This is a genomic window from Sphingomonas piscis (genome assembly GCF_011300455.1).
Lineage (GTDB): Bacteria > Pseudomonadota > Alphaproteobacteria > Sphingomonadales > Sphingomonadaceae > Sphingomicrobium > Sphingomicrobium piscis.
In genome coordinates, this window is sequence record NZ_CP049869.1 from 1,858,405 (window position 1) to 1,879,289 (window position 20,885).

22 protein-coding genes are annotated in these 20,885 nt (G+C 57.2%); 9 read left to right on the forward strand and 13 right to left on the reverse strand.

The features are described from left to right. Positions 1 to 27 precede the first annotated feature (27 nt). Entirely contained in the window at positions 28 to 579 is a 552-nt protein-coding gene (locus tag G7077_RS09415; RefSeq protein WP_206367617.1) for a L,D-transpeptidase family protein, read from the reverse strand. Between the two features lie 173 nt (positions 580 to 752). On the opposite strand from G7077_RS09415, the gene G7077_RS09420 reads away from it, so the two are divergent. After that, the gene (locus G7077_RS09420; RefSeq protein WP_166411473.1) at positions 753 to 1,337 is read left to right on the forward strand and encodes a DUF4142 domain-containing protein; all 585 of its coding nucleotides are present in this window, start codon (positions 753 to 755) and stop codon (positions 1,335 to 1,337) included. A gap of 54 nt (positions 1,338 to 1,391) precedes the next feature. On the opposite strand, the gene G7077_RS09425 is transcribed toward G7077_RS09420, so the two are convergent. Beyond that, a complete protein-coding gene (locus tag G7077_RS09425) occupies positions 1,392 to 3,029 on the reverse strand; it encodes a glycoside hydrolase family 43 protein (protein WP_246167131.1) in 1,638 nt (545 codons plus the stop codon). Positions 3,030 to 3,291: 262 nt separating this feature from the next. On the opposite strand from G7077_RS09425, the gene G7077_RS14535 reads away from it, so the two are divergent. Further along, on the forward strand, positions 3,292 to 3,795 hold the full coding sequence (locus G7077_RS14535; RefSeq protein ID WP_166411475.1) for a PilZ domain-containing protein: 504 nt from the start codon (positions 3,292 to 3,294) through the stop codon (positions 3,793 to 3,795). Between the two features lie 121 nt (positions 3,796 to 3,916). On the opposite strand, the gene ctrA is transcribed toward G7077_RS14535, so the two are convergent. Next, positions 3,917 to 4,624: a response regulator transcription factor CtrA gene (ctrA, locus tag G7077_RS09435; protein ID WP_166411476.1), complete on the reverse strand. Its 708-nt coding sequence runs from the start codon at positions 4,622 to 4,624 to the stop codon at positions 3,917 to 3,919. Between the two features lie 263 nt (positions 4,625 to 4,887). Here ctrA and G7077_RS09440 point away from each other — a divergent pair, with 263 nt between their 5' ends. After that, a complete protein-coding gene (locus G7077_RS09440; protein ID WP_166411477.1) occupies positions 4,888 to 5,376 on the forward strand; it encodes a Ros/MucR family transcriptional regulator in 489 nt (162 codons plus the stop codon). 329 nt (positions 5,377 to 5,705) lie between these two features. After that, complete coding sequence (locus G7077_RS09445; protein ID WP_166411478.1) at positions 5,706 to 5,957, forward strand: hypothetical protein; 252 nt, start codon at positions 5,706 to 5,708, stop codon at positions 5,955 to 5,957. Between the two features lie 35 nt (positions 5,958 to 5,992). On the opposite strand, the gene G7077_RS09450 is transcribed toward G7077_RS09445, so the two are convergent. The 3 genes from G7077_RS09450 to G7077_RS09460 form a co-directional block, all read right to left on the reverse strand. Beyond that, positions 5,993 to 6,598 (reverse strand): GGDEF domain-containing protein, encoded by a 606-nt coding sequence (locus G7077_RS09450; RefSeq protein ID WP_166411479.1) that lies wholly within the window; start codon positions 6,596 to 6,598, stop codon positions 5,993 to 5,995. A gap of 573 nt (positions 6,599 to 7,171) precedes the next feature. Continuing rightward, the gene (locus G7077_RS09455; protein ID WP_246167132.1) at positions 7,172 to 7,882 is read right to left on the reverse strand and encodes a class I mannose-6-phosphate isomerase; all 711 of its coding nucleotides are present in this window, start codon (positions 7,880 to 7,882) and stop codon (positions 7,172 to 7,174) included. A 265-nt stretch (positions 7,883 to 8,147) separates the two neighbouring features. Further along, positions 8,148 to 9,083, reverse strand: a complete 936-nt coding sequence (locus G7077_RS09460) for an acyltransferase family protein (RefSeq protein WP_166411481.1) — start codon at positions 9,081 to 9,083, stop codon at positions 8,148 to 8,150. Between the two features lie 1,370 nt (positions 9,084 to 10,453). Here G7077_RS09460 and G7077_RS14540 point away from each other — a divergent pair. Together G7077_RS14540 and G7077_RS09470 are read left to right on the forward strand one after the other, a co-directional pair. Further along, positions 10,454 to 10,984, forward strand: coding sequence for a PilZ domain-containing protein (locus tag G7077_RS14540; protein WP_425505320.1), 531 nt, complete (start codon positions 10,454 to 10,456; stop codon positions 10,982 to 10,984). A gap of 530 nt (positions 10,985 to 11,514) precedes the next feature. After that, entirely contained in the window at positions 11,515 to 11,826 is a 312-nt protein-coding gene (locus G7077_RS09470) for a hypothetical protein (protein WP_166411483.1), read from the forward strand. A gap of 29 nt (positions 11,827 to 11,855) precedes the next feature. On the opposite strand, the gene G7077_RS09475 is transcribed toward G7077_RS09470, so the two are convergent. Continuing rightward, the gene (locus G7077_RS09475; protein WP_246167133.1) at positions 11,856 to 12,128 is read right to left on the reverse strand and encodes a HigA family addiction module antitoxin; all 273 of its coding nucleotides are present in this window, start codon (positions 12,126 to 12,128) and stop codon (positions 11,856 to 11,858) included. A 389-nt stretch (positions 12,129 to 12,517) separates the two neighbouring features. Continuing rightward, positions 12,518 to 13,156: an Npun_F0296 family exosortase-dependent surface protein gene (locus G7077_RS09480; RefSeq protein WP_246167134.1), complete on the reverse strand. Its 639-nt coding sequence runs from the start codon at positions 13,154 to 13,156 to the stop codon at positions 12,518 to 12,520. Between the two features lie 434 nt (positions 13,157 to 13,590). Between G7077_RS09480 and G7077_RS09485 the strand changes: the two genes are divergently transcribed. Next, the gene (locus tag G7077_RS09485; RefSeq protein ID WP_166411486.1) at positions 13,591 to 14,112 is read left to right on the forward strand and encodes a CAP domain-containing protein; all 522 of its coding nucleotides are present in this window, start codon (positions 13,591 to 13,593) and stop codon (positions 14,110 to 14,112) included. Between the two features lie 385 nt (positions 14,113 to 14,497). Here the strand turns inward: G7077_RS09485 and G7077_RS14425 are convergent, their stop codons facing one another. Genes G7077_RS14425 through G7077_RS09500 form a run of 3 tightly spaced genes read right to left on the reverse strand, consistent with a single transcriptional unit; the run spans position 14,498 to position 16,501 of the window. Further along, complete coding sequence (locus G7077_RS14425; RefSeq protein ID WP_343039923.1) at positions 14,498 to 14,839, reverse strand: DUF968 domain-containing protein; 342 nt, start codon at positions 14,837 to 14,839, stop codon at positions 14,498 to 14,500. Next, positions 14,814 to 15,599, reverse strand: coding sequence for an ERF family protein (locus G7077_RS09495; protein ID WP_166411488.1), 786 nt, complete (start codon positions 15,597 to 15,599; stop codon positions 14,814 to 14,816). The genes G7077_RS14425 and G7077_RS09495 overlap by 26 nt, the downstream gene beginning before the upstream one ends. Next, a complete protein-coding gene (locus tag G7077_RS09500; protein WP_166411259.1) occupies positions 15,596 to 16,501 on the reverse strand; it encodes a YqaJ viral recombinase family protein in 906 nt (301 codons plus the stop codon). The genes G7077_RS09495 and G7077_RS09500 overlap by 4 nt, the downstream gene beginning before the upstream one ends. Before the next feature lie 268 nt (positions 16,502 to 16,769). Here G7077_RS09500 and G7077_RS09505 point away from each other — a divergent pair, with 268 nt between their 5' ends. Then, on the forward strand, positions 16,770 to 17,099 hold the full coding sequence (locus tag G7077_RS09505; RefSeq protein ID WP_166411489.1) for a hypothetical protein: 330 nt from the start codon (positions 16,770 to 16,772) through the stop codon (positions 17,097 to 17,099). A 343-nt stretch (positions 17,100 to 17,442) separates the two neighbouring features. After that, positions 17,443 to 18,120, forward strand: a complete 678-nt coding sequence (locus tag G7077_RS09510) for an Npun_F0296 family exosortase-dependent surface protein (protein WP_166411490.1) — start codon at positions 17,443 to 17,445, stop codon at positions 18,118 to 18,120. An 822-nt stretch (positions 18,121 to 18,942) separates the two neighbouring features. Here the strand turns inward: G7077_RS09510 and G7077_RS09515 are convergent. Further along, positions 18,943 to 19,902 carry a hypothetical protein gene (locus G7077_RS09515; protein ID WP_166411491.1) on the reverse strand — a complete coding sequence of 320 codons (960 nt, stop codon included), beginning with the start codon at positions 19,900 to 19,902 and terminating at the stop codon, positions 18,943 to 18,945. A 217-nt stretch (positions 19,903 to 20,119) separates the two neighbouring features. Continuing rightward, positions 20,120 to 20,698 (reverse strand): PEPxxWA-CTERM sorting domain-containing protein, encoded by a 579-nt coding sequence (locus G7077_RS09520; RefSeq protein WP_166411492.1) that lies wholly within the window; start codon positions 20,696 to 20,698, stop codon positions 20,120 to 20,122. Positions 20,699 to 20,885 lie beyond the last annotated feature (187 nt).

Sequence of the window (20,885 nt, forward strand, 5' to 3'; positions counted from 1 at the left end):
ATGGCGGCTGGCCTGCGGATCGGCAGCTTACGCGCCGATCAGGACGGGAGTTCCAACAGGCGTGGTCTTGAAGAGCTTCGCAGCGAATTGGGACGGCAAGCGAACGCACCCGTGAGATGCCGGCCGGCCCGGAAGATGACCGGCGTGGAGCGCGACTCCGAAACGGTCGATCCGCTGCATGAAGGGCATCGGCGCATTGTCATACTTGCGCGAGCGATGCATCGGCTTCTTTTCGAGGACATTGAAGATGCCGGTCGGCGTCGGTGTCGAGGTCTTTCCGCTCGAAACGGTCGAGACCGCCATCAACTCATTGCCGCGATATAGATAGGCAAGCTGGTCCGACAGGCTGACGACCACGCGCTCGGCGCCCGCCTCTTCGGGAACGTCACGCCAGAGGTAGTGTCCGGGCTTCAGTTCCTGATCGCCGAACACGGCATACATGTCGCTGCGCGCCATCGCGGCAGCATTGGCGGCTTCAGACTTCGCCTCGACGGTCTCCAGCGATGCGATGGCAGGGGCCATCGGGATCACCAGGGCGAGGGCAGCCGTGGCCGCAAGCTTGAGAGCTAGCTGCTTCATTTTTGTTACTCATTTAAAAGTTGACTTTTGCCGCGAGAATGCTCCGCTCCCGATTCGGGTTCCGCGATTCGTCGCTACGTATGCGTCACGAACCTAACCTAAAGCAGTACGTATCTCCGGGAACGTGACGGCTTCCTCTCTCGTTTCATGCGGGCGAACAGAGGGAGTGAAACATGAAACGTTTGTTGCTTTGCGCCGCATCCGCCGCGGCAATCGCCGGCTGCACCACTACCGAGCCTGCGCCGCCGGTCGACCCGATGCCCCCCGTTGCCGCAGCTGTCGACCAGACGAACCCCCTGTTCTGGCCGACCTACACCCGCATGGCGGCAAGCGGCGACCAATTCGAAATCCAGTCGGGGCAATTGGCGCTGCAGATGTCGCAGAACCCGGCGGTCCGCCAATTCGCGCAGATGTTGATCGATCACCATAGCCAGACCACGGCTCAGCTTGCCTCGGCAGCGCAATCGGCCGGCCTTCCGCCGCCAGCGCCGGCACTAACGGGCGCTCATGCCCAGATGCTGGCCAACTTGCGCGCGACCCAAGGAGCGTCGTTCGATACTGCGTTCCGCGACGCACAGATCCAGGCGCACCAGGAAGCGCTTGCGCTGCATCAGAACTATGCCGCCAGCGGCGACGTTCCGGCGCTCCGCACCACTGCGGGAAGCGCAGTACCGGTCATCCAGCAGCATTTGCAGATGGCACAATCGCTCGCGGTTACTGCACCCCCGATGGGGCGCAGCCCGGGCGAACGCGGCTAAGCTTCGGACAACATCAAAGCGGCGGGCGCCACTGCGCCCGCCGCCTGACTACCACTATCCGCGCTCACCGGGAACCTTGGCGGTCTTCCCCGGTGAATAAGCATAAAGCCCGAACACCGTGCCGACGAAGCCGCCGGCTGTTTTCGTGCTGAGGATCTTGCCGTCCTGATTGGCGGCTAGTGTCTGCCAACGACCGCCACGAATTGCATATTCGAAATCGTAGGCGCCTCCGCGTGCACGGATCCGCAGTTGAACGGGCGTGCCTGCGCCGGTCGACAACGGGGCCGAAGCCAGCACCGTGCCGCTGGCTGGATCGTTCGGCCCAGCCCGGCGCTCAAGCCGAACTTCGGGACCTGCCGATCCCCGAGCGACCGACAACAAATACCAATATTCGTCGTTCTGAAGTGCCGTAAGTCCGGCCTTGTCGCCGGAGGCCGCCGGATTGAAGCGCACGGAGGTCGACGCGGTGGCATACATATGCTGCTGGCGCCGGCCCACCATCGAAGGATTGGCGAAGTCGCCGAGGCCGACGGGACGCGGGGTCAGCTGCAACGCTCCGCCCGACAGGCTGTACCAGCGCTCTCGCGGGTTGCGCATCATCATCCAGTCGAGCGGCAATGCCTGGCCGTTAAATTCTTCCCGAACCCGTTCGCGGCGGCCATTGGCAGCCGTGCCGGACGGTCGCAGGTTCGGACGCTTCAGAACGTAGGGGATGGTCTCCCCCGGTCGGGTGATCCGCGGCCAGCCTTCGGCCCAGCTGACCGGCATGAGGAATGTCTCTCGGCCGGTGTTGTAGAAGTCGCCTTCGTAGGGGCGGACCGCGAGGAAGCTGGCCCACCAGGAGCCGTCCGGAAGCTGCACTAGGTCGGCATGCCCGGCCGAGGTGATCGGGCTCTTGCGGTCGCGCGGCAGGTCGCGCTGGGTCAGGTAAGGGTTGCCTTCCCAGGGTGTATAGGGGCCGGTGACGTTCTTGCTTCGCAGCGCCACCTGCGAATGGCCTTCCGCCGTTCCGCCTTCAGCGGCGCTGAGGTAGTACCAGCCATCCTTCTTGTAGATGTTGGGGCCTTCGATCCAGATCGGCTTCTTGCTGATATCGACGCCGCCGTTGACCAGCAACGTGCGCGGTCCAAACGTCTTGTTGGTGCGAACGTCGAATTCCTGGATCCAGATGGCGCGATGGCCCTCGTAGCGCGGCTTTTCGGTCGGGGCGCCGTTGTTGAGCATCCAGGCGCGGCCGTCGTCGTCGAAGAAGATCGACGGATCGATGCCGTCGACTTCCGGCTGCCAAATGGGATCGCTCCACGGGCCAGCGGGGTTTTTCGCGGTGATCACGAAATTGCCGCCGCAGTCGACGCAGGTGTTGGCGATGTAGAAGGTGCCGTTTCGATGCTCGATAGTGGGCGCGAATACGCCGCGCGACAGGCCGAGCTTCTTGAAGTCGAGCTGGGTCGGACGCGAAATGGCGTTACCGATCTGCTTCCAGCTGACGAGGTCTCGGCTGTGCCAAATCGGAAGGCCGGGGAAGTAGGAGAAGGTCGAGGTGACGATGTAATAGTCGTCGCCGACCCGGGTGATGCTTGGATCGGGGTAAAAGCCGGTCAGGATCGGATTGTTGAACTCGCCCGCGCCTGCCTGCGGGAGCGGATCATTGCCTTGATATTCGAACCAGTCAAAGACCGCTGGCGCTGCCAACGAGGCCGCCGGACAGGTTACTGCCCCTGCAAACGCAACAAACAACTTTGAACTTATGCGCATGACGTTCCCTCCGCGTACTGTTTGAGCGGAACAAGCCCGCGTGTCGAGCCTCAGAAACGGATCGAAGCGTCGTGGGTATGCTTATCCCTCTTGAGAGATTTGAACGGCTATCGGAAGCTGTCAAAATCGACACCATTCCCGAAGGATAAGTAAGACTTTGTTAACCTAGAAGGTCCAGTTTGCACTTGGGGGTAGAGGTATGACGTCACATCGAGCGTTCATCCAAACTGAAGAGCTCGAGGTAAATCGTCGTTTTGCGACGCGACACAAACTTCGACTGACGACACGGGGCGTCACTACGTCCGGGGACGCAGATCTCCTTATCCTGGACATATCGGTTACAGGCTTACTCTTGGAGACTGCCTTCGATCTCACCGAGGGCGACTTCCTGGACTTGAACATACCTGGAGCCTCAGGTTCTCGCGCTGTCGTAAAATGGGTAAGTGGGCGCCTAGTAGGGTGTGAGTTCCAAGAGACGATCTCAAGCGCGGCCATTAGCGCTGCGCTGTTGCAGTCGGCACCGGCTGCGCGAGGCGCCCTCGAAGCGCAGTATGCAGAAGGCTTTCTAATTGCTGATGACAGCCTGCCAAACCTCCAATCCGCCGAAGTTGAACTATCGTTCGGTGCAAAACTTCGTTGGATACTTGGGCTAGCAATCGTCGGGTGGGCGGCTGCCGCAGCTTTGCTTTGGTGGATCACCTAACCCCCAGCGGGGATGTTGCAAAAGGCTCCACCTGTCCGTTCGACACCGGCGAAACGATCGAGCGAGTTTTAACATGTGAGACTGGCAGATTGCGCTTGAGGTGGGGGGCTTGCAGCCCTCCTCACGCGGCGACGAGATGATCCGCGGAAGCTTCTGCTTCATCTCGCAAAGAGTATCCACGCCCCCAAACCGTCTCAACATAATCAATTCCATCTGACGCCAGTCTAAGCTTCTTGCGAAGCTTGCAGATGAAGACGTCGATGATCTTCAGCTCTGGCTCGTCTAACCCGCCATAAAGATGGTTGAGGAACATGTCCTTCGTCAGGGTTGATCCTTTACGCAGCGCTAGCAGCTCTAGCATGGCGTACTCTTTGCCTGTCAGATGCACGCGTCGACCGTCAACCTCAACTGACTTCGAGTCCAAGTTGACTGCAAGCTTGCCTACCCGAATGACCGACTGGGAGTGGCCCTTCGAACGGCGGACAATCGCATGAATGCGAGCAGTCAATTCGTCACGGTGAAACGGTTTCGTAACATAGTCGTCGGCACCGAAGCCAAGCGCGCTGACCTTGCTTGCCATGTCGCCTATTCCCGAAAGAATGAGTACGGGCGTACTAATCTTCGCTATGCGGATCTTCTTGAGGACGTCATTGCCGTGAAGGTCCGGAAGATTAAGGTCGAGCAGAATGATGTCGTAGTCATAAAGCTTGGCGAGATCGAGACCCTCTTCCCCCAGGTCAGTGGTGTCAACTTTGAAGCCCTCGCCACTGAGCATAAGTTCGATGCTTTTTGAGACAGTCGGTTCGTCTTCGACAAGTAGCGCACGCATTGGGATTCTCCCCAGTTTTCGACCTGCCAGGCGGCCCGAATTAAGGAAGGTTAATGCGATAGAAACCTTAACAAATCATAAAGAATGGGTGCGCCTTGGTTCTGAAAGGCACGGGTCTTCATACAAGAGGATTCAATTACGTCCTTTTGAACTAACCCGTCAGACTTGACGCTCCACAATGTGGGAGGTCGGCACAATCTTGATTGAAATATGTAAAGCAGCGTCGGCTGAATTGCCGATTGTCAGAATGGCTTTGCAAGCTAATGCAGGGCACACATCAATCGGAGGAAGCTTTGGATACAAACACGGACCTTACCGAGCTTACAGCTGACATTGTTGCTGCTCATGTGGCAAACAACTCGGTGGCCATTGGCGATGTCGGGAACCTCATCCAGTTGGTGTACTCAACCCTTTCTTCGCTCGGAAAAGATCCAGGTGATGCACTAACGCCAAAGACACCGCTCGTGCCTGTGCGAGCATCAGTGAAGCCGGATTTCATCGTCTGTATGGAATGTGGTCGTAAGCAGAAGACGTTGAAGCGGCACCTCCAGACAGCACATGGGATGACGCCAGATCAGTACCGCAGTGACTACGGGTTGCCGGACACTTACCCGATGACCGCACCGAACTACTCCGAACAGCGGAAGGCACTTGCGAAAACACACAATTTGGGGCGCAAGCCGAAGAATTCGGTGTCTGCAAAGGAGCCGAAGGCGACAAGGCCCAGGCGCAGGTTGTCTATTAAATCCTAACAAACAGGCGTTCGTCGCAAGCTGCGCAGCATCTGCAGCAATGCCAGTCAATCCGAGCCATTGCGGCAGCAGTAGACCGTCTCAGTCGGTTTGCGGGTGGGCGCTGTTCAGAAGGAGCTTAAACGCTCCTGAAATATCATAACTAAAACGTGCCTGGCGGCAAGTCTTTGGAATTCGTGCCTCATTGAGCCCTTGCTCGTCTTAGGAGGGGGGATTGAAGAAATAGAAAGGCGCCTGGAAAGTCCTTGTTCCGGGGCGGGAACACTGTTTAACTCTGCCGCTGTGACGTCATGACGTCACGGTCCGATGTGGATAGGGGTGGGGCTCAGATGACCAACGACGCACAACTTTTGCTTGCGCGTGCGGCCAAAGAGATGGTGCTTGCGGCGGAAGAGCCGGACCCAATCAAGAGGTCCCATCATCAGGAGTTTGCAGATCGCTACCTTGCAGAGGCACTTGCCTCGAAAGGAGGTGCGAAACCCTCAAAAGCGCATCTGAAGAAGCCGAGGCTTGCATCGGTCGCGGTGGCGCTCAGGCAGGTGGGTAAATCTTTTCAATTGAGGCAAGCAGCACGTCCATAGCCTGGCAGGTCTGTGGCAGATCAAAAGACTGACGATTAGCCGTTCATCCGGGACGGTCTCTTGATACGGTACATCTGCTCATCCGCTCTCTTGATAGCGTCATGTGGAGTGTCGTCCGGCTTGATCATACCGACGCCCACCGCGACGCTCAGTCGAACAACGTTGTCGTCGATTGCGAATGAGGAATTCGCGATGCGTTCCACAACGCGAAGGGCCATGTTCCAAGCGCCGATTTCATCTGTGTTTTCCAGGAGGACGCCGAACTCATCGCCCGAGAGTCTGCCGACGCAATCAGAAGTTCTCACAGCCTCTTGTAGTAGGCGAGCGATATGCACCAGCGAGGAGTCACCAGCAGTGTGTCCATAGGTGTCGTTTATCTGCTTCAGCGCGTCGACATCAATGAAGATCATAGCAGCGGATAGATCGTACCTCGCTACTCTTCCGATCAGCTTTTCTAGGCTGTGGAGAAAGCTTCTTCTGTTTGGCAGGCCTACTAGCTCGTCGACCCCTGCCAATTGTTCCAATTCGTGGACACGCAGGCGCAGCACCTCGACTTCAGATCTGAGCCGCTCCACCTCGCTAGTTAGGAGTTGGCTCTGCGCATCCACCAAGGCAGTGCGCTTGTAGGTGAGCTTGAACATGGCGTTCTACCCTTGCTGCACCTGAGGCTCTGCCTTGGTCCCGAGCGCTAAACAACCGCTTCTTAGCTGGTGCTCCGTTATAGGACGGTGACTACGCGCATTGCAGCTTCACTAGCTAAGATTAGCAGCGTTCGTCCTAGCACCAGGAATTGCTGCTCAGCAGCATCCACGCTGATCCATGGGATCATTACGAAAGAAAAGCTATGATCATCAGGATTGCGGTCCAAGCAGCCAGCCCGGTAGCGATAGCAGCCTGAACATAGAGGTGTCGGGACCCGCTAGCGGCACGCGCCCACATGGCGGCGCAGAGAGCAGCTGCGGATCCAAAGAGTAAAAGGGCGCCAAGCGGACTCAAGTTCATCCGAGTTCCTCCTCGCCTGAATGCCTACTTAGCGTCCGTTGTTAAACTTTGATTATTTTGGACCCTTTGACAAGCATCGGCGAGTCCTGGTTCCCCTAGATAATTGAGTTCCCCGCCGGATTACCTCATCTGCTCACGACCATTCGGGCCATCGTTCGTGCCGAGGATGTCGCGGCTATGCTCCCGTCTATCTCAATCTCGGCCAGTGGATCTTACGCTTCAGCTCCAATCAGAAATCGGCCCCGAGCATGCAGCGGCTCCCCTGCGGCAGCTACGAGGCAGTCGCCCGGTTTTGCAGAATGGTCTCCACTTCGCACTTCACCTTCAAGAGGCACCACCCAGCGGCGCTGTTCCAGGAAGTAGTTGTTGATACTGTCCGCCCTCGCATGAGCAAACTTGAAGTGCTCCCCCTGCACCAATAGCGCGCTCGAACCAGGATTGACGTGCCGAGATAACTCAGGTGGATAGGGCATTGCATTGGCCACGTTGGCAGCCTCTCGGATGTGCAACTCGCGAGGACGGCCGTAATCGTACAATCGGTAGGTCACGTCCTGGTTCTGCTGGAACTCCAGGAGGGTTATACCGGCTCCGATCGCGTGAATGGTTCCCGGCGGAACGTACAGGAATTCGCCAGCTTTCACCGGTCGCCAGTGCACTAATTGCTCAATAGAACCGTCCTGCGCGGCCTGCTGCAATTCTTCGGGGCTGAGTTGCGTGGTTAGCCCTAAGCCGATCTGGGCATTGGGTTCAGCATCTAAGATGTACCAACATTCTGTTTTTCCGCCAGCGAACCCACTGCTACGTGCCTGCGCGTCGTTCGGGTGGACCTGGACAGAAAGACGTTCGCTGGTGAACAGATATTTCACAAGGAGCGGCAATGGCTGTGGCGAGACGAACCAGACCTCGCCAATTTTCTCGCCCATTGAAGGGAAGGGCGCAGGCAGTGTCTCGCGACCCCAAGGCTTTACTACAAACCGACGCTCTAGATCCATTCCCTCCCTTTAATGGCGCGGATTGCAGAGCGCCATCGCATGTCTGAAGCTTGAAGAAGGGGGCAGGGTCGGACGTATTCCAGTGGTTCGGAAGGTATATGGAATGACCCTTGAATATGTAGTGCTCAATGGATCCTCTATGCGCCTCGAATCTACCGTGAGTAGTGCAAGAGCCTGACAGGTCGAAGAATAAATCTCATGGCTGCTGAATGATCTCCGTTGCGGGCATGCGAATAGAATTCTTGTTTGAACGAAGTCCGAGGAATGCCCTGTTCAAATAAGGCACGTTCTGCAAAGCCCGATGGAGAGCAATGGGGAGCGCGATCCCCGCCGCCGTGCCGAGCAGGAACATCACCAGAGTGGAAGAAATGCCGACGTCTTGTAACACAATGCGAGCCCCAGCGGTGCCGAAGACGTGGAACAGGTAAATTGTGTAGGAATAGAGGCCGATACGGGCCAATGGCCTCACCTTGGGCGTAAGGGCAAGCAGGGCGGCCGAAGCCACCACGCCGATCTTGATCTGCCAGAACGGTGCGAGGAGAGCGATTAGAAGAAGCGCGGCGGTCCATCTCACGTCGAACCGCTTTGCGATGATACCCGCGAGAAAGAACGGCAGCAGGTAAAGGGCTCGATTCCAGCTGAACACGCCCACAGCGCCGTTGTGGAATTGAAAGAAGAAGCAGCTTGCGGCGAACACGGCCAAGGCACCCAAAGGGCGGCTTAGCAAGCCGTAAGACTCCAGCGCCACTGTGAGCATGAAGATCAGGAACAGGGCGGGCAGGAACCAGAAGTGAGCATTAGGCCAGATCAGGGTGGCGGGAATTACCTCCCATGGTAGCCGGCTGTTCGCGCCTGGCACCATGCACTGGACGACCGTGAACAGCAGTCCGACGCAGACGAATGGAATGAGCAGCCTTTTCGCCTTGCCCTCCAAAAACGTGGCTACACTGTCCATTGACAACGGCCTCAGAGCGTAAACCAGACCGGACAGAAACGTGAACAGCGGCATACGCACATAGGCCAAAGCGTCGTTCACGGTCCGATAGACGGACCCCGCAGGGAGCCTGAGGCCAGAGGAGTCATTGCCGATGACGTGATAAGCGACAAGTAGAAGGCACGCGATGCCACGCACCGTGTCTATCCTGTTCCGCCTACTTTCCATCAGGAGGCAGTACAGGAATCCTCGGTGTTATGAAGGAAAACTTCGGTAGGCTGGAGCAGCTGTTCTCAGCATGACACATCGGAGATTCTATTGGCTACACGGCTCGTCGCGATAGGTGCACGTACCCCTGACCAGTAATGCGATCCAGTATCAAACCTCACGTCTTCTCTTCGGGGATGCCTCAAGCCGGTAGAGGCTAGCGTCCAAGGAGCCGTGAAGGCCACCTTCGTTCACTCAAGCCCGCATCAACTCCGAGCTATCCGCAGCGCGTTGCGCCGCGGGCGGTACTACCAGGTCCTTCGATTTGCCCTCTCTAATGCGGTTGACCAACCGTGCACCACCGCAAAGGCAGAACCAAACGAGAGCTGAACGGCTAAAGCGGGTCGAAAGCGGAAATTCCGAAGCTAAACGCAAATGCGCCAGAAGCAGAAGTTCGGGGAGGACAAGCAGGTTAATCGATGCTCCCGAGCCAGCCGGATAGCGACGAGCAGCGTTTCCCCAGCCACTTCTGGGAGCACGGTGAATCTTGTTGAACGATCCAAAGGTTAACGCGTAGGCTCGTATAAACGAAGAGGTCGCGGAACGAGCTGTTGCAGTTTACCGTATTGGTGAGTCGCTCCAACCCGCAATGGAGAATCATCCATGATGCCTTCAGCATTGCTGAATGCATCAGTGGCTGTTGCGGCAAATTTGTTTACGATGCGGCGACCTATTCGCAAACTCCTCCGCCAGCTCTGCCATGTATTTGCCATTCTTTCTTTCGAACGCGGGTTCACCGATCCAGTACTGCTCCATGTGTTGATTGGGACAGGGGCTGATCACCCATTTGGGGGCACAAGATTAGTTTTTGGTGGTGCATCGCCGTCCATAAGTCAGCCGTTCGCAAACGAGCAGCTGTTTGCGATCTTCGGTCCGCAAGGCGCACTAAACCCGGCTGCGGCGCTAAACCTAACCACGGCGGACGCAGTGCTTCAACCATCGACTTGGGCAATGATGCTTTTGGGCTTTGAAGGTGTTGGGTTTTCAATGCGTCTTCGGAAGGGTACCTCCAAACTACCCAGGCGGCCTGATCCGATCCACTCAGGCTAAAGCTGCACCAACGGTGTCCGTACCTTGCCTGATAGCTTCATGCTGACAACCTTGAACCAGTTCCGCTGACCTAGGTGTCTGCAATGGATTGATCGCAAGTTGAATCATCGTGTGTTCTGAATGAAGGCGGCCAGCACGCCCGCTACCTTCTATCCGGAAAGCCTCATTCTCCGGTTGAGCGTGGTTAAGTTTTTGGTGACCATATTCGGATAACTGATTGGCAGCCGTTGATGGGTGCAGAAATGTTAATGATGACGGACGATGATAGTCGCCGCACGTCTCGTGTGGCCCTGACCTTGAACGCTGCGGCGCGACAGCCGGGTCGTGGCAAGTTTCCTGTTCGCCTGGTAGACATCTCACCTCATGGGTGTCGCATTGAGCTCTTTAGCTCCCTTTCGGTTGGGTCTCACCTTTGGCTAAGCATCGCCAGCTTGGAAGCGAAGCAGGCGCGCATCGTGTGGTGCAAAGGTGACTTTGCCGGACTTCAGTTCGACGAACCACTTAACGAGTGCGTTCTCGCCACTCTTCTTACGCAACACGGTCCAACTAAGAGCATAACGGAAGATCTGCGAAGTCTCGCTACGCGTCTTAAGCACCAATCATCGAGATTGGTTGATGCAGACTCTGATCTGCTGCTCCTTTCCAGGGACTGTGCGGTATACGCGCTTGTTCATTCGCTCGAGTCAGTCCAGCAGGAAGTCGTTCAGTCGAGCCCTCCGCAACTGACTGGTTCTTTGATTCGCCGAGTTGTGACCGATCAGCAGTTCGCGCCGAGCATCTGACTCCCGCTCAAGCTGGGCGGTGAGCGCCTCTACAGAGCACAAGCGCCATGACGGCATCCCTTTAGGGGTGAGCCGCAGCTATGGTGTGACCCACTCTTTCGAAGCTCCGCGGACTGGCAAACTTCTAACAAGGAATGCCCGCGTGACGTGGTGTAACCTGCAGTCTGTCCCAAGACGTGCCGTGCCCGAGCCGCTTCGTTTCAATCGGCGACGGCGCTCTCGGAAGACCAGCCATGCTTTCTTGGAGAGTCTCGGCACTCCGGCGTCTTCAGCGACACTGCAAGTTTATCTCAGCACCTTCGCTGCCACTCGGCTTCATCCAGGTCGGTCAGCACCTGCTGGAATAAACAAGGCTCATCGACTGAGGTCGGCTGACTCAAGGTCGCCACGATGATCCTCTTCATCTCCAGGCGCCGGTGCGCAAATCGACTAAGCCTTGCACCTGTTATGTGGATGCAACGGCAAGCTCCAACTTGGGACAGCCGGAACATAGCCGTTGTGAGATGTGCATATTACTAACAACTGGACTCATGGACGAGTATCAGATCCAAGTGGCGGGCCGGCTCACCGCGTTAGGGTTCGTGCTGGAAGTTCTGCTCGCAAACGAGCTGGCTGCACAGCCTGTCGAGCATACCGAGGTTTTCAAGCAAGAGCTGCTCTCAGGAGCCCGATTCATTCAGGCGAAGCCGCAGAGCGTTATCGCTCTTCGAGCCATTCAGGCGGAGGCGGCCTCGGTGCTCGAACGGTTTGTTGAAAAGGTGAGGGAACGCGAAGCAGACATCAGGAGGCAGCGCGAAGGTGACCAGCAGGGCGACGAGGGAAGTGCGGTCACGACAGGCTAAAGTCAGCCTGCTTGCACTTTGCTCTGCCCTTAATTGCGATGACGGTAATGGGGGAGGCCTTGATCAGGCTCCGGTAAACGCTTGATGTCCAGTTGCATGTGGTGTTCGCGAACTCCTACCAGATCATGTTCGATCTGCATCGCCATTATCTTCTCAGCAGAGACCCCAAACGCCATTTCAAACCTGACCGCCATGTCCAGCGTCAGAGTAACCCTGCCGTTGAACACCTTGCTTAAGATCACGCGGGACACGCGCAGGTGCTTGGCGATCGCCGTGTCTGTCAGCCCGTAGCGAGCTACCACTTCTCTTTTCAGCCATGGTCCAGGATGGGTCGACAAAGAGGGGTTGAGGTGAAACGAGCTGGGCGGTCGTCCAGTTCTTGCCACGTCGAGTGTAGTCCTCTCTCTTCGCTAAGGTGCGGAATGCCAGCGGATTGGCTGAGGTGCAATGCGGCTGGGCACCTTGGACGCCGCGTGGCGGTGATGGGCTGTCTAGCTTCGATGCCACTGCCCTGTCTTTTTCTGCTGCCTAGCTCGGTGACATTCTTTGAAGGCGAGTGTCCGCAACGAATAAAGAGCTTTCGCCGCTGGGTCGGCTGCACGTCGTCTCGGAGCTGCATGTCTGCTCAATGCGAAACGCCGCCAGTCTTTCGACTAGCGGCGTTGCAACTTCTACGCTGAACTTGTGAGCGTTAAGCAGCTTGAAGCAGGCCACCGCGTGATGACCGACGGCCACGGCGCATCGAGAACCCTATTCCGCCAAAGCCGAGCAGCATCATTGCCCAGGTAGCGGCTTCAGGAACTGCGGAGGTTACCCCGTAATTGTCCGTTTCAAGCGAATTGCCGCCTGAGAATAGGCTAAGTCCCGTGATTGTTGTGCCCGCGTCCGCGAAGAAGGTGAGACGGCCGTTTGTGCGGGGCGATGACTGATCTCCGTCTGCGCTTCCAAGCGCGACGATGTCGTCACCGTTGAACGTAACAGAGCTGACCAGCCCACCGGTTAGAAACAACGTGAAGATGTTGAACGCATCAGCCGAGCCATAGTCGAGCCCTAACTGGGACAGACCGCCACCCGCGAAGCTGGTGAAGTCGAAAGTTGCTGTCTCTCCACCGAAGACGGCGAGATACGGATCACCTTGTCCGCCCACAGCAGGATCAGCCCCAAGGCCAGGAACGTCGCCGGTCAAGACGTGGAACCCACCCGTGACGCCGCCGGTGCTTCCTGGATCAAAGGTGGCGAGAGAAACCTCCCCACTTGAAAGTCCACCGTTACCTTCGTCAAACGTCACATTGACCTGAGCGTTGGCACTGGCAGCGCCGATAAAAGTCAATGCGGCGGCTGTAGCCAAGAGCAATTTGCGTCCCATGAGCTTAGTCCCTTTAGAACAAGCCCCCCTTGGCGTCGGCCCCTAGCCCAATATTCGAAGAAATTTTAACGAAATTTTCACCTTCCTGGCAGCCATGGATAAATTTGCTTTATCTGCAGTGAGTTACCTTCGAAAAATATTCGCATCTACTAAAGCGTGCGACGGCTTAGGCGACAGTAGATTACCACCGCTGAACTCAAATCTGCTAAGATCCTGAGGCGGCCTTTGACTGAGCTCATCCTGACCCGAGGTCGGCTGATCCCCTGGACGGCGCAAAGAATGCCGGATCAGCAGGGGCCGTTCCTGCTCGTGGAAACAATTGCCACAATCCGCAGCTCGGCTCGTCGTATTCGGCCGACATTCGGGACGTAGCCGCACCTCGTCTGGAGGCGTGTTTTATGTTTTCGAGAAGGCTCGTGTGGGTCCTGGCATTAATTGGTTCATGCCTACTTGATCCGCGCTCTGCGGCAGCAACAAACAACTTAGAGGTTCACGATGTGAACAGTCGGCTGTTGGCGGCCCAGAACCGAGAAAGAGAGGCTGCCGGCGTGCCACCGCTGCAATGGAGCAACGATCTGGCGCTAGAAGCAGAGGCATGGGCGGATGAGCTAAGTCGGTCTGGTGAGTTCCGCCACGCAGATCAGACTGTTCACGGCGAGAACCTCTGGGCGGGTTCCTCAGGCGCTTTCACCCCAGAGCGAATGATAGAAGGGTGGGTGCGCGAGAAGGCGGTCTATCGTCCCGGTCGTTTTCCTGAAAACAGCACAACCGGCAACTTTGCTGATGTCGGACATTACACTCAGCTGATGTGGCGTCGGACTCGGCACGTTGGATGCGCGGTCAAACAAGGGCGCAGAGAAGACATACTTGTTTGTCGCTACGCTCAAGCAGGTAATGTCGTCGGCGAAGTACCCTATTGAGGCGGGAGCTCGAGGGTGCTGCGGATTGCTTCGATTTCCGATCGATCAGGTTACGCCAGAGGAGTTCGCCTCGTCGAGCGCACAGTTGAATGAACGTCTGCAATGGGCCGAAAGCGGAAATTTTCGAAGTTGGACGCAAATGCGCCAGACGTAGAGGCCTGAGGAAGGAACGAGCAAGCTGATCGGTGGCCGGACAGCGACGGCGTCTTCCCAGTCACTTCTGAGTGCACGGCTAATTCATCTCGTTGAACCAGCCTACGGTGAACGCTGACGCGTAGATTTATGGAGAGATCGTGGAACAAGCTGTAGGAGTTTACCGCTTCGGCGAGTCACTCCAACCCGCAATGGGGTGTCATTCCTGATACCACCAGCATTGCTGATTGCCTCAGCCGCTGGTGCGGCAAAGTTGTTTGCAATGCGGTGACCTTCTCGCAAACTCCTCCGCCAGCTCTGCCATGCAGATGCCGTGTTTCCGTTCGAACGCGGGTTCACCGATCCGGTGCTGCTCCATGTGGTGATCGGGGCAGAGGCTAATCACCCATCGGTCGGAGGGCTTGAGCGCCGTGCCGCCGTCGGTGCCGCGGCGCACGTGAGCACATTCGCAGGGGTGGTTGGCGCAGCCGGGCACCGAGCAGGCGTGGCGACGCACCCAGGCGCGGTGCGCGGGGCAGGAACGCTCAGGTGAGGGTGCCTTTACGCGCTTAATGTAGCGGGGCAGCCGGGCCATTGGCCTTGCTCGTCCTGGGGGTAGGTGGGGTGGGCCGTCCCTTGCGGGTGCGCGAGGAGCGGCGTTCCGATGTTTTAGGCCTGGGCTCAGTGGAGCCGACGTTGCTCCGTCGCGCTGCGAACGCCTTGCCAAGCTCGGTATAGAGCTCGGGCCATGCTCGGCTCAGCCGCCGCAGCAGCGGCCGATGCGTATGTTGCAGCCGCTCCAGTGCCTCGATGCTCTCACAGCTGGCGATCAGCGCCGTGATGTCCGCTGACCATTGCTGCCAGCCCTGCGGCGGCTCAGTGTCATGCACGGCTGTTGCCTCTTTGCTTGACGCGGCGCCGTTCAGCCTTGGCGAGCTTGCGTCCGCATCCTCCATGCCGGCCACCGGCACGCAGAACGTCTGCAGCATGGCGGCCTTGTAGGCAGCGGTGAGTGCCTTGGGCGTCGCCTTGTCGCTGCGGTCGAGGGCCTCGCCATAGACCTCCACCGTATGGCTTGAGCCATCCTCGGGGCTGACCAGGTCATAGGCGACCTTCAACGTGACGTTGGTGAGAAGGTCATCGCCTTGCCTGCGCTCGGCCGACGTCCGCTCCAGCACCCGGGGGAGGATGCACAGCTTGCGCACGGCAAGGATCGGCGCCAGCCGGTTCATCAGCTGGTCGATCGAGCGATAGCCATAGCCATCGTCGGTGTTGATCATCGACTTGGCCAGCCCGAGGTTGGCAAGATCGGCAGCAACGCCGCTGATCGCCTGGTACACGAGGGCCCCGCTCACGGCACAAGCTCGCGGATGGTCAGCGCACCGGCCTTCGATCGCTTCGCTTCAACACCATGGCCGAACGCTCGTCCGACATCGTCATCAACCATGCCCTTGATCGCGGATGCAGCTTCTCCGAACAGCCTCGCAGCGGTCCTGTGCTGCAGCCAGTCGTCGGCTGCCGCTGCCCAGGCATTGTTGCCCTGGAGGCAGATCTCGCGGGAGCCGAACACGCGTGGCGGCGGGGGAGGGGCGACCACCACCGGCGGCGTGCCATCCACCACCGCGCTCCAGAACGCTTCTTCTGCCTCAAGCAGATCGAGCTGGTAGAGCCAGTCGGCGGCAACCTCCATCACCTCGTGCTTGTGGTTTCCGTAGATGACCGACAGGATCGCACGGTCGACCCTTGCGATCGCCATGTTGTGCTGGAGCTGGGGCATGTAGCGCTCCAGCACCTCCTCGCCCTTCACGAACGCGCCCGTGTGCTTGGCCTCCCACACGGCGCCCGTTCGCTCCACCAGCCCATCCAGCGTGCAGGTGCGCCAGCCATAGGTCGGGCAGGTCATGGTCATGCCGGCAAACACGACCCGCTCGCCGCTGACCTGCTCATACCATTGCCGGTTGAACGGCTCGGTCCAGCAGCCAAGCATCACCGGCAGCTTGGCACTGAGGTCCTCAGGCTCGCGCTGACCGGTCTTCTGCTCCCACAGCTCCAGAACACGCTTCGGATCGCCCGACAGGATGATGTTGGCATCCGAGCCGCCGATGCTCTCGCGCCTCGCTGCAAGCTGGCCCGGGGACAAGCCCAAGGAGCCAAGCATTGGCCAGTGGGCCGATACAGGCTGCTCAGCCGCGGCCAGGTCGAACGATTGCTGTGGATCAGGCTCGCGGATCGCGGATCCAGGTGACTGCGTGATCATGTAGGTTGCTCCCTCTACTGCGTGGGAGCTGGGTGATTGCTCTGGTTCTTAGACACATCCACCAGAACATCGAACAGTGTCTGATGTTGGCCAGTGAATGTCGGGGATAAGTCAGAGCAGGCTACCCTGCACAGCAAATCTTTGAGCCAAAGCCCTCTAGGCAATGCAAATCTGTCCCGCTTGAAGAACAACCTTCCGCTCACCGGTTTTGCTTGTGCGGGGCCGCGTTCGGGCGTCTACTGCGCATTCTCGGGAAGGAGATGGGTCGATGTTGTTGGAGCTGGCTTTTGCTTTGAGCGCGTCGTTCGCAACTGCTGAGACTCCAGTGAAGGGACCGCCTGTGAACGATGTTCGTTGCCTCGTTCTCAGTTACACCTTTGGTCTCAAGGCAAATAACGAGGCTGCCAAGAAGGTAGCTCAGTCTGCCGCGATATTTTATCTCGGGCGCATCGATGGGCGGTTCACCAGTACCCAGCTCCGGGCGGCTGTCGCACGAGAGCGCAGGTTAATCACTCCACAATCGGCGGGGTCATTGATGCAAGAATGCGCCGGAAAGATGCAAGCAAGCGCCCAGATTTTGAAAAGCATTTCCCGGTGAAAGTTATGCGTCGGGCTCAGGCGGGGAGGAGCTCGTTTAGTTAAGTCTGCTCGCTGGAGTCGAGTGGCTTCAATGCTCTAAACCTGAGCGCAAGGTCACCTGTTTTGAAGGCAACACCCGGCGGATCGTCCAGTCTGCTAGCAAATAGCCGAGTCGACATCTCTGCTGGGCAGGGCTCAAGCCCTGTGCCCACCGTGAATAAAAGTGAGTCGGCACGGTTTCCATCTAAGCTGAAGTTTTTTCACGGAATAACTTTCCTTGCGATTCATCGGTTAATAATTTATTTACGAGTCGCGCCAGGCTCCTTTTTGGTAAGCCGCAGCACTTAACAGAGGGAACGACGATGATCACACTTCGAAAGGCATTGCTTGCGGCTGCGGCCACAGTGATGAGCGCCACCGCGGCGCAAGCTCAAGTTACACTGACCTTCAACGAGGGTACAGGTGGTCTTGGTGCAGGCGAGGTTTCTCTCGCGACCTTTGATGGCGATGCGACCACCTACGGCGGAGTTGTCGGTGGAGTTGTGATGACGGGCAGCAATGGCAACGGCGCAGACCCAGCTGTTGGCGGCCAAGGTGATCCGTATCTGAGCGTTCTCGGCGGCCAAACGGCCGATTTTGATTTCAGTGGTTTTTCCGGTGGCGGCCTTTCTCAGCTCGGGCTCGATTTCGGCTCGGCCGACACTTACAACCTGTTCACGCTTTTCTTGACTGGAGCGATGGTTTCGTCGGTTCAGTTTACAGGCCAGGATATCATCAACGCAGGTAATATTGCTGATGGTAATCAGACTGCCGGGCGCACAAATGGCCGGTTGACGTTTTTCGCGGATGCAGGTGCTACTATCACTGGTCTCCGCCTGCAATCGGATGCCAACTCTCTCGAAACCGATAATTACGGCGTAATTGCTTCGGTCCCGGAGCCAGCAACCTGGGGTATGATGCTCCTTGGCTTTGGCGGAATCGGAGCGGCGATGCGCCGCAGCCGTCGTTCGAAGAGCGATGCGCGCCTGCAGATCGCCTAAGAGCTTTCAGCAAGTTTCAAGGCGGTGCCTCCAGCGATTGGAGGCGCCGCCTTGTTCATTTCTGAATAGCCTAAGCCACTATAGTTACGACTGACGAATAGTACGATCAATCTAGCTCGATAAATAGAACGTACGCAGGCTCATCGCTGCAAACTCTTGTAAGCTAAGCGCACGGGCTCCATCGCTTAGGCAACTTCGCTCTCTTTGGTATCGTGCTGTTTATCGATGTGATGAGGCGCTAGACAGCAAGCCCCACATCCGCATCTGCCGTATGGAGACCAACTCGCTTGAAGAGTGCCCGCGAGCACGTTCGGGAATACGCGACCCCCGCCCTCGCTGAACCTCTACGGCGGACACCCACGCGGCGGAGAAATGATACATAATTGTGAATATACTCCGAAGTGGCGAGTGGCTGGGTGTCAGGGTCGGGCCAAAGCACTTCTATGATGTCATCAACGCCCACCGGAAGATGACGTGGGCGAAGGAGAAGCAAAGTTAAGACGGCGTGAGACTTGGGCCGAATACTTACGCGCCTTGAGGCCACAACGGCTTCGAGCCGCAAATACTGCGGCACCGTCATACTAATGGTCGGAATAGAGCACCCCCCGGTGCAGCTAAATTTGCGATGCGAACGATACGTTCGTGAGCGCCTCTGCCCAGATGAGCTACGCTGTGTCAGCCATTTAGCGGGCGAAATAACGACGGTAACGACAAGGAGCGCCGGAACATCGCCGATCGAAGCTGCGCCCAGCCTTCACGTGCACACAACCTAATAGCGATAAAACCCGCGTGATACCTGCCAGCAATCAAGAACCCACTTAGTCAACTGACCTCTGCCGTGTCGGGGGAGGAGCTGTGCAGTGGCCAGAAAACATTGATCCCTAGAGAGGATATATCGGCAGGTTTGGAGTTGGTGTAAGTGCGACCTTCGACGTTTGGTCCTGAACTCACGGTCTCTAGGATAGCTGTGATGTGTATTTCTCCGTGAAGTAGTACTCCATCCACTCCATAGTGCTGCTCTGTCGTGGCAATCGCTCGAACTATGTCGCCTTTTCGAACATCGATCCCACGGTTGGAGAACGCAGACAGCCAACCTTGATCATGAATAGCAACTTCTACATTCGTTCCGTTATGCTGCATTTTCCAGACACGCCCACCCGAGTAGTCAGGTTCCTGGACAACCAGGACTATCTCTACAGCCGTGTTCTTAAGGTGCCAGTGCGCGGCGAGTTGGAGCAAATGGCCAACAGGGACATAGGATGAAGCGTCTAGCTTCACGTCTCCTGCTAGTGCAGTAAAAAGTATTCGTTTGAAGTCAGGAAAAGTGGCGCGAACTTCCTGAAGCTCACCAAGCGAAGCGAGGAGGTCCGCGGCGTTCAAGTGAATGGGTAGGTTGTTTGCCGCCCGCTGCTCTCCGATGATGCGTAGAAGCTCTTGATAGGGCACACCGGCTCGACAATCACTTAGCCATCTTAAGCAGTCGACAATATTGCCGACCGCGGCTTCTCCTAAAGTTTGGGATCTAGTGTCTTCTGCATTTTCCTCTAACCGAATCCAGGAAATTACAGACCGTGAACCAAGGTCCTCTAGGATGGCACGAGGTTGAAGCAGGAGAGGCGCTCCAGGGAACAACGCTACGACCAACTTAGTACAAGTGCTTACGATCAGCTCGGTCGCTCGGAATAGGTGAGCCAGGTCACCGTCTTTCCTCGAAGTAACGACTTCAATCGTTAGATCCGCCTTGAGATCGCGCCACGAATTATCCGCCGTAAGACTCTTCATGAAAGCTCCAATCGACTCAAGTGCGTACGTTCGAAAGCTCCAGTCAGCACCATGATTGAATAAGCCGTATCAGATTGGGTCAACTAAGGGCGGCAGGAGTAGGGGCGCGTAGCTCTCGAATGCCTTCAAACAAGCAAACGCCGCCGGTTTTTAACCAGCGGCGTTCACTTCTAACATTGCCTGCGGCGACCCGCGCGCGTGGAGAAAGCGTTGATGGCTAGCCGACTTGCAAGCTTGTACCGTTTCTTGCCTTTCGACGCATCGAGAAGCCAATACCTCCAAAGCCCATCAACATCATCGCCCAGGTGGTAGGCTCCGGAACACCGCTCTGTACTGTGCTGCGATTTCCAAAAAACGCCAGATGTGACAAACCGTTCTTACCAGGCACGGCCCAAGTATTGCTTCCGGTGTACTGGTATAGGGCGAACTGATTTCCTGCCTTCACCGCGTAGTATTGAACATCCCAACCGGGAAGGTTGAACGTGCCACTTTTACCCTTTTCGCCGGTGAAAGTCCCAAAAGACGAGAAGTTGCTTGCGTCTGTGCCGGTGATCCAGTTCAGGGTAATGTCTGGATTCATCAGCGCGTTGTACGCAGCTTCTGCGTTCTTGTAAGAATTCTTGTTCGTCGGATCGGGGCTCTCGTTTATGTTCCCCGAGAAGAGACAGCCCTGAGCATCTCCATCCGTCACAGAGTCGCATTGGGCTACTACGACCGTTGAGGCTGTTGCCGGAGCAGCAATAGCAGCTGCGCCGAACGCTGCACTTACCAAAGCGACCTTTAGTACACGGTTCATAGATAATCCCTCGTCTGATGAGTCTTAGCTCTTCGGAGCCTCGCCTCGTTGGTCGCTCTATAACGAAAATTTAACGCGACAAAGAACGTTGAGATTCAGGTCATCGACGCTTTGCCCCAAATTGGCACAGGCGAGGGTATATAGACGTGCATCAACCGAACGGTTGAGGGGCGTGTAGCGGCAAGGG

Coding starts and splice junctions, on each gene's coding strand:
- G7077_RS09415 (WP_206367617.1), bottom strand. CDS start 579: ATGAAGCAGCTAGCTCTCAAGCTTGCGGCCACGGCTGCCCTCGCCCTG.
- G7077_RS09445 (WP_166411478.1), top strand. CDS start 5,706: ATGACCAACGACGCACAACTTTTGCTTGCGCGTGCGGCCAAAGAGATG.
- G7077_RS09500 (WP_166411259.1), bottom strand. CDS start 16,501: ATGATCACGCAGTCACCTGGATCCGCGATCCGCGAGCCTGATCCACAG.
- G7077_RS09455 (WP_246167132.1), bottom strand. CDS start 7,882: ATGGGCGAGAAAATTGGCGAGGTCTGGTTCGTCTCGCCACAGCCATTG.
- G7077_RS09485 (WP_166411486.1), top strand. CDS start 13,591: ATGTTTTCGAGAAGGCTCGTGTGGGTCCTGGCATTAATTGGTTCATGC.
- G7077_RS14535 (WP_166411475.1), top strand. CDS start 3,292: ATGACGTCACATCGAGCGTTCATCCAAACTGAAGAGCTCGAGGTAAAT.
- G7077_RS09420 (WP_166411473.1), top strand. CDS start 753: ATGAAACGTTTGTTGCTTTGCGCCGCATCCGCCGCGGCAATCGCCGGC.
- G7077_RS09505 (WP_166411489.1), top strand. CDS start 16,770: ATGTTGTTGGAGCTGGCTTTTGCTTTGAGCGCGTCGTTCGCAACTGCT.
- G7077_RS14540 (WP_425505320.1), top strand. CDS start 10,454: ATGACGGACGATGATAGTCGCCGCACGTCTCGTGTGGCCCTGACCTTG.
- G7077_RS09440 (WP_166411477.1), top strand. CDS start 4,888: ATGCAGGGCACACATCAATCGGAGGAAGCTTTGGATACAAACACGGAC.
- ctrA (WP_166411476.1), bottom strand. CDS start 4,624: ATGCGTGCGCTACTTGTCGAAGACGAACCGACTGTCTCAAAAAGCATC.
- G7077_RS09450 (WP_166411479.1), bottom strand. CDS start 6,598: ATGTTCAAGCTCACCTACAAGCGCACTGCCTTGGTGGATGCGCAGAGC.
- G7077_RS09515 (WP_166411491.1), bottom strand. CDS start 19,902: ATGAAGAGTCTTACGGCGGATAATTCGTGGCGCGATCTCAAGGCGGAT.
- G7077_RS14425 (WP_343039923.1), bottom strand. CDS start 14,839: ATGGCCCGGCTGCCCCGCTACATTAAGCGCGTAAAGGCACCCTCACCT.
- G7077_RS09470 (WP_166411483.1), top strand. CDS start 11,515: ATGGACGAGTATCAGATCCAAGTGGCGGGCCGGCTCACCGCGTTAGGG.
- G7077_RS09510 (WP_166411490.1), top strand. CDS start 17,443: ATGATCACACTTCGAAAGGCATTGCTTGCGGCTGCGGCCACAGTGATG.
- G7077_RS09520 (WP_166411492.1), bottom strand. CDS start 20,698: ATGAACCGTGTACTAAAGGTCGCTTTGGTAAGTGCAGCGTTCGGCGCA.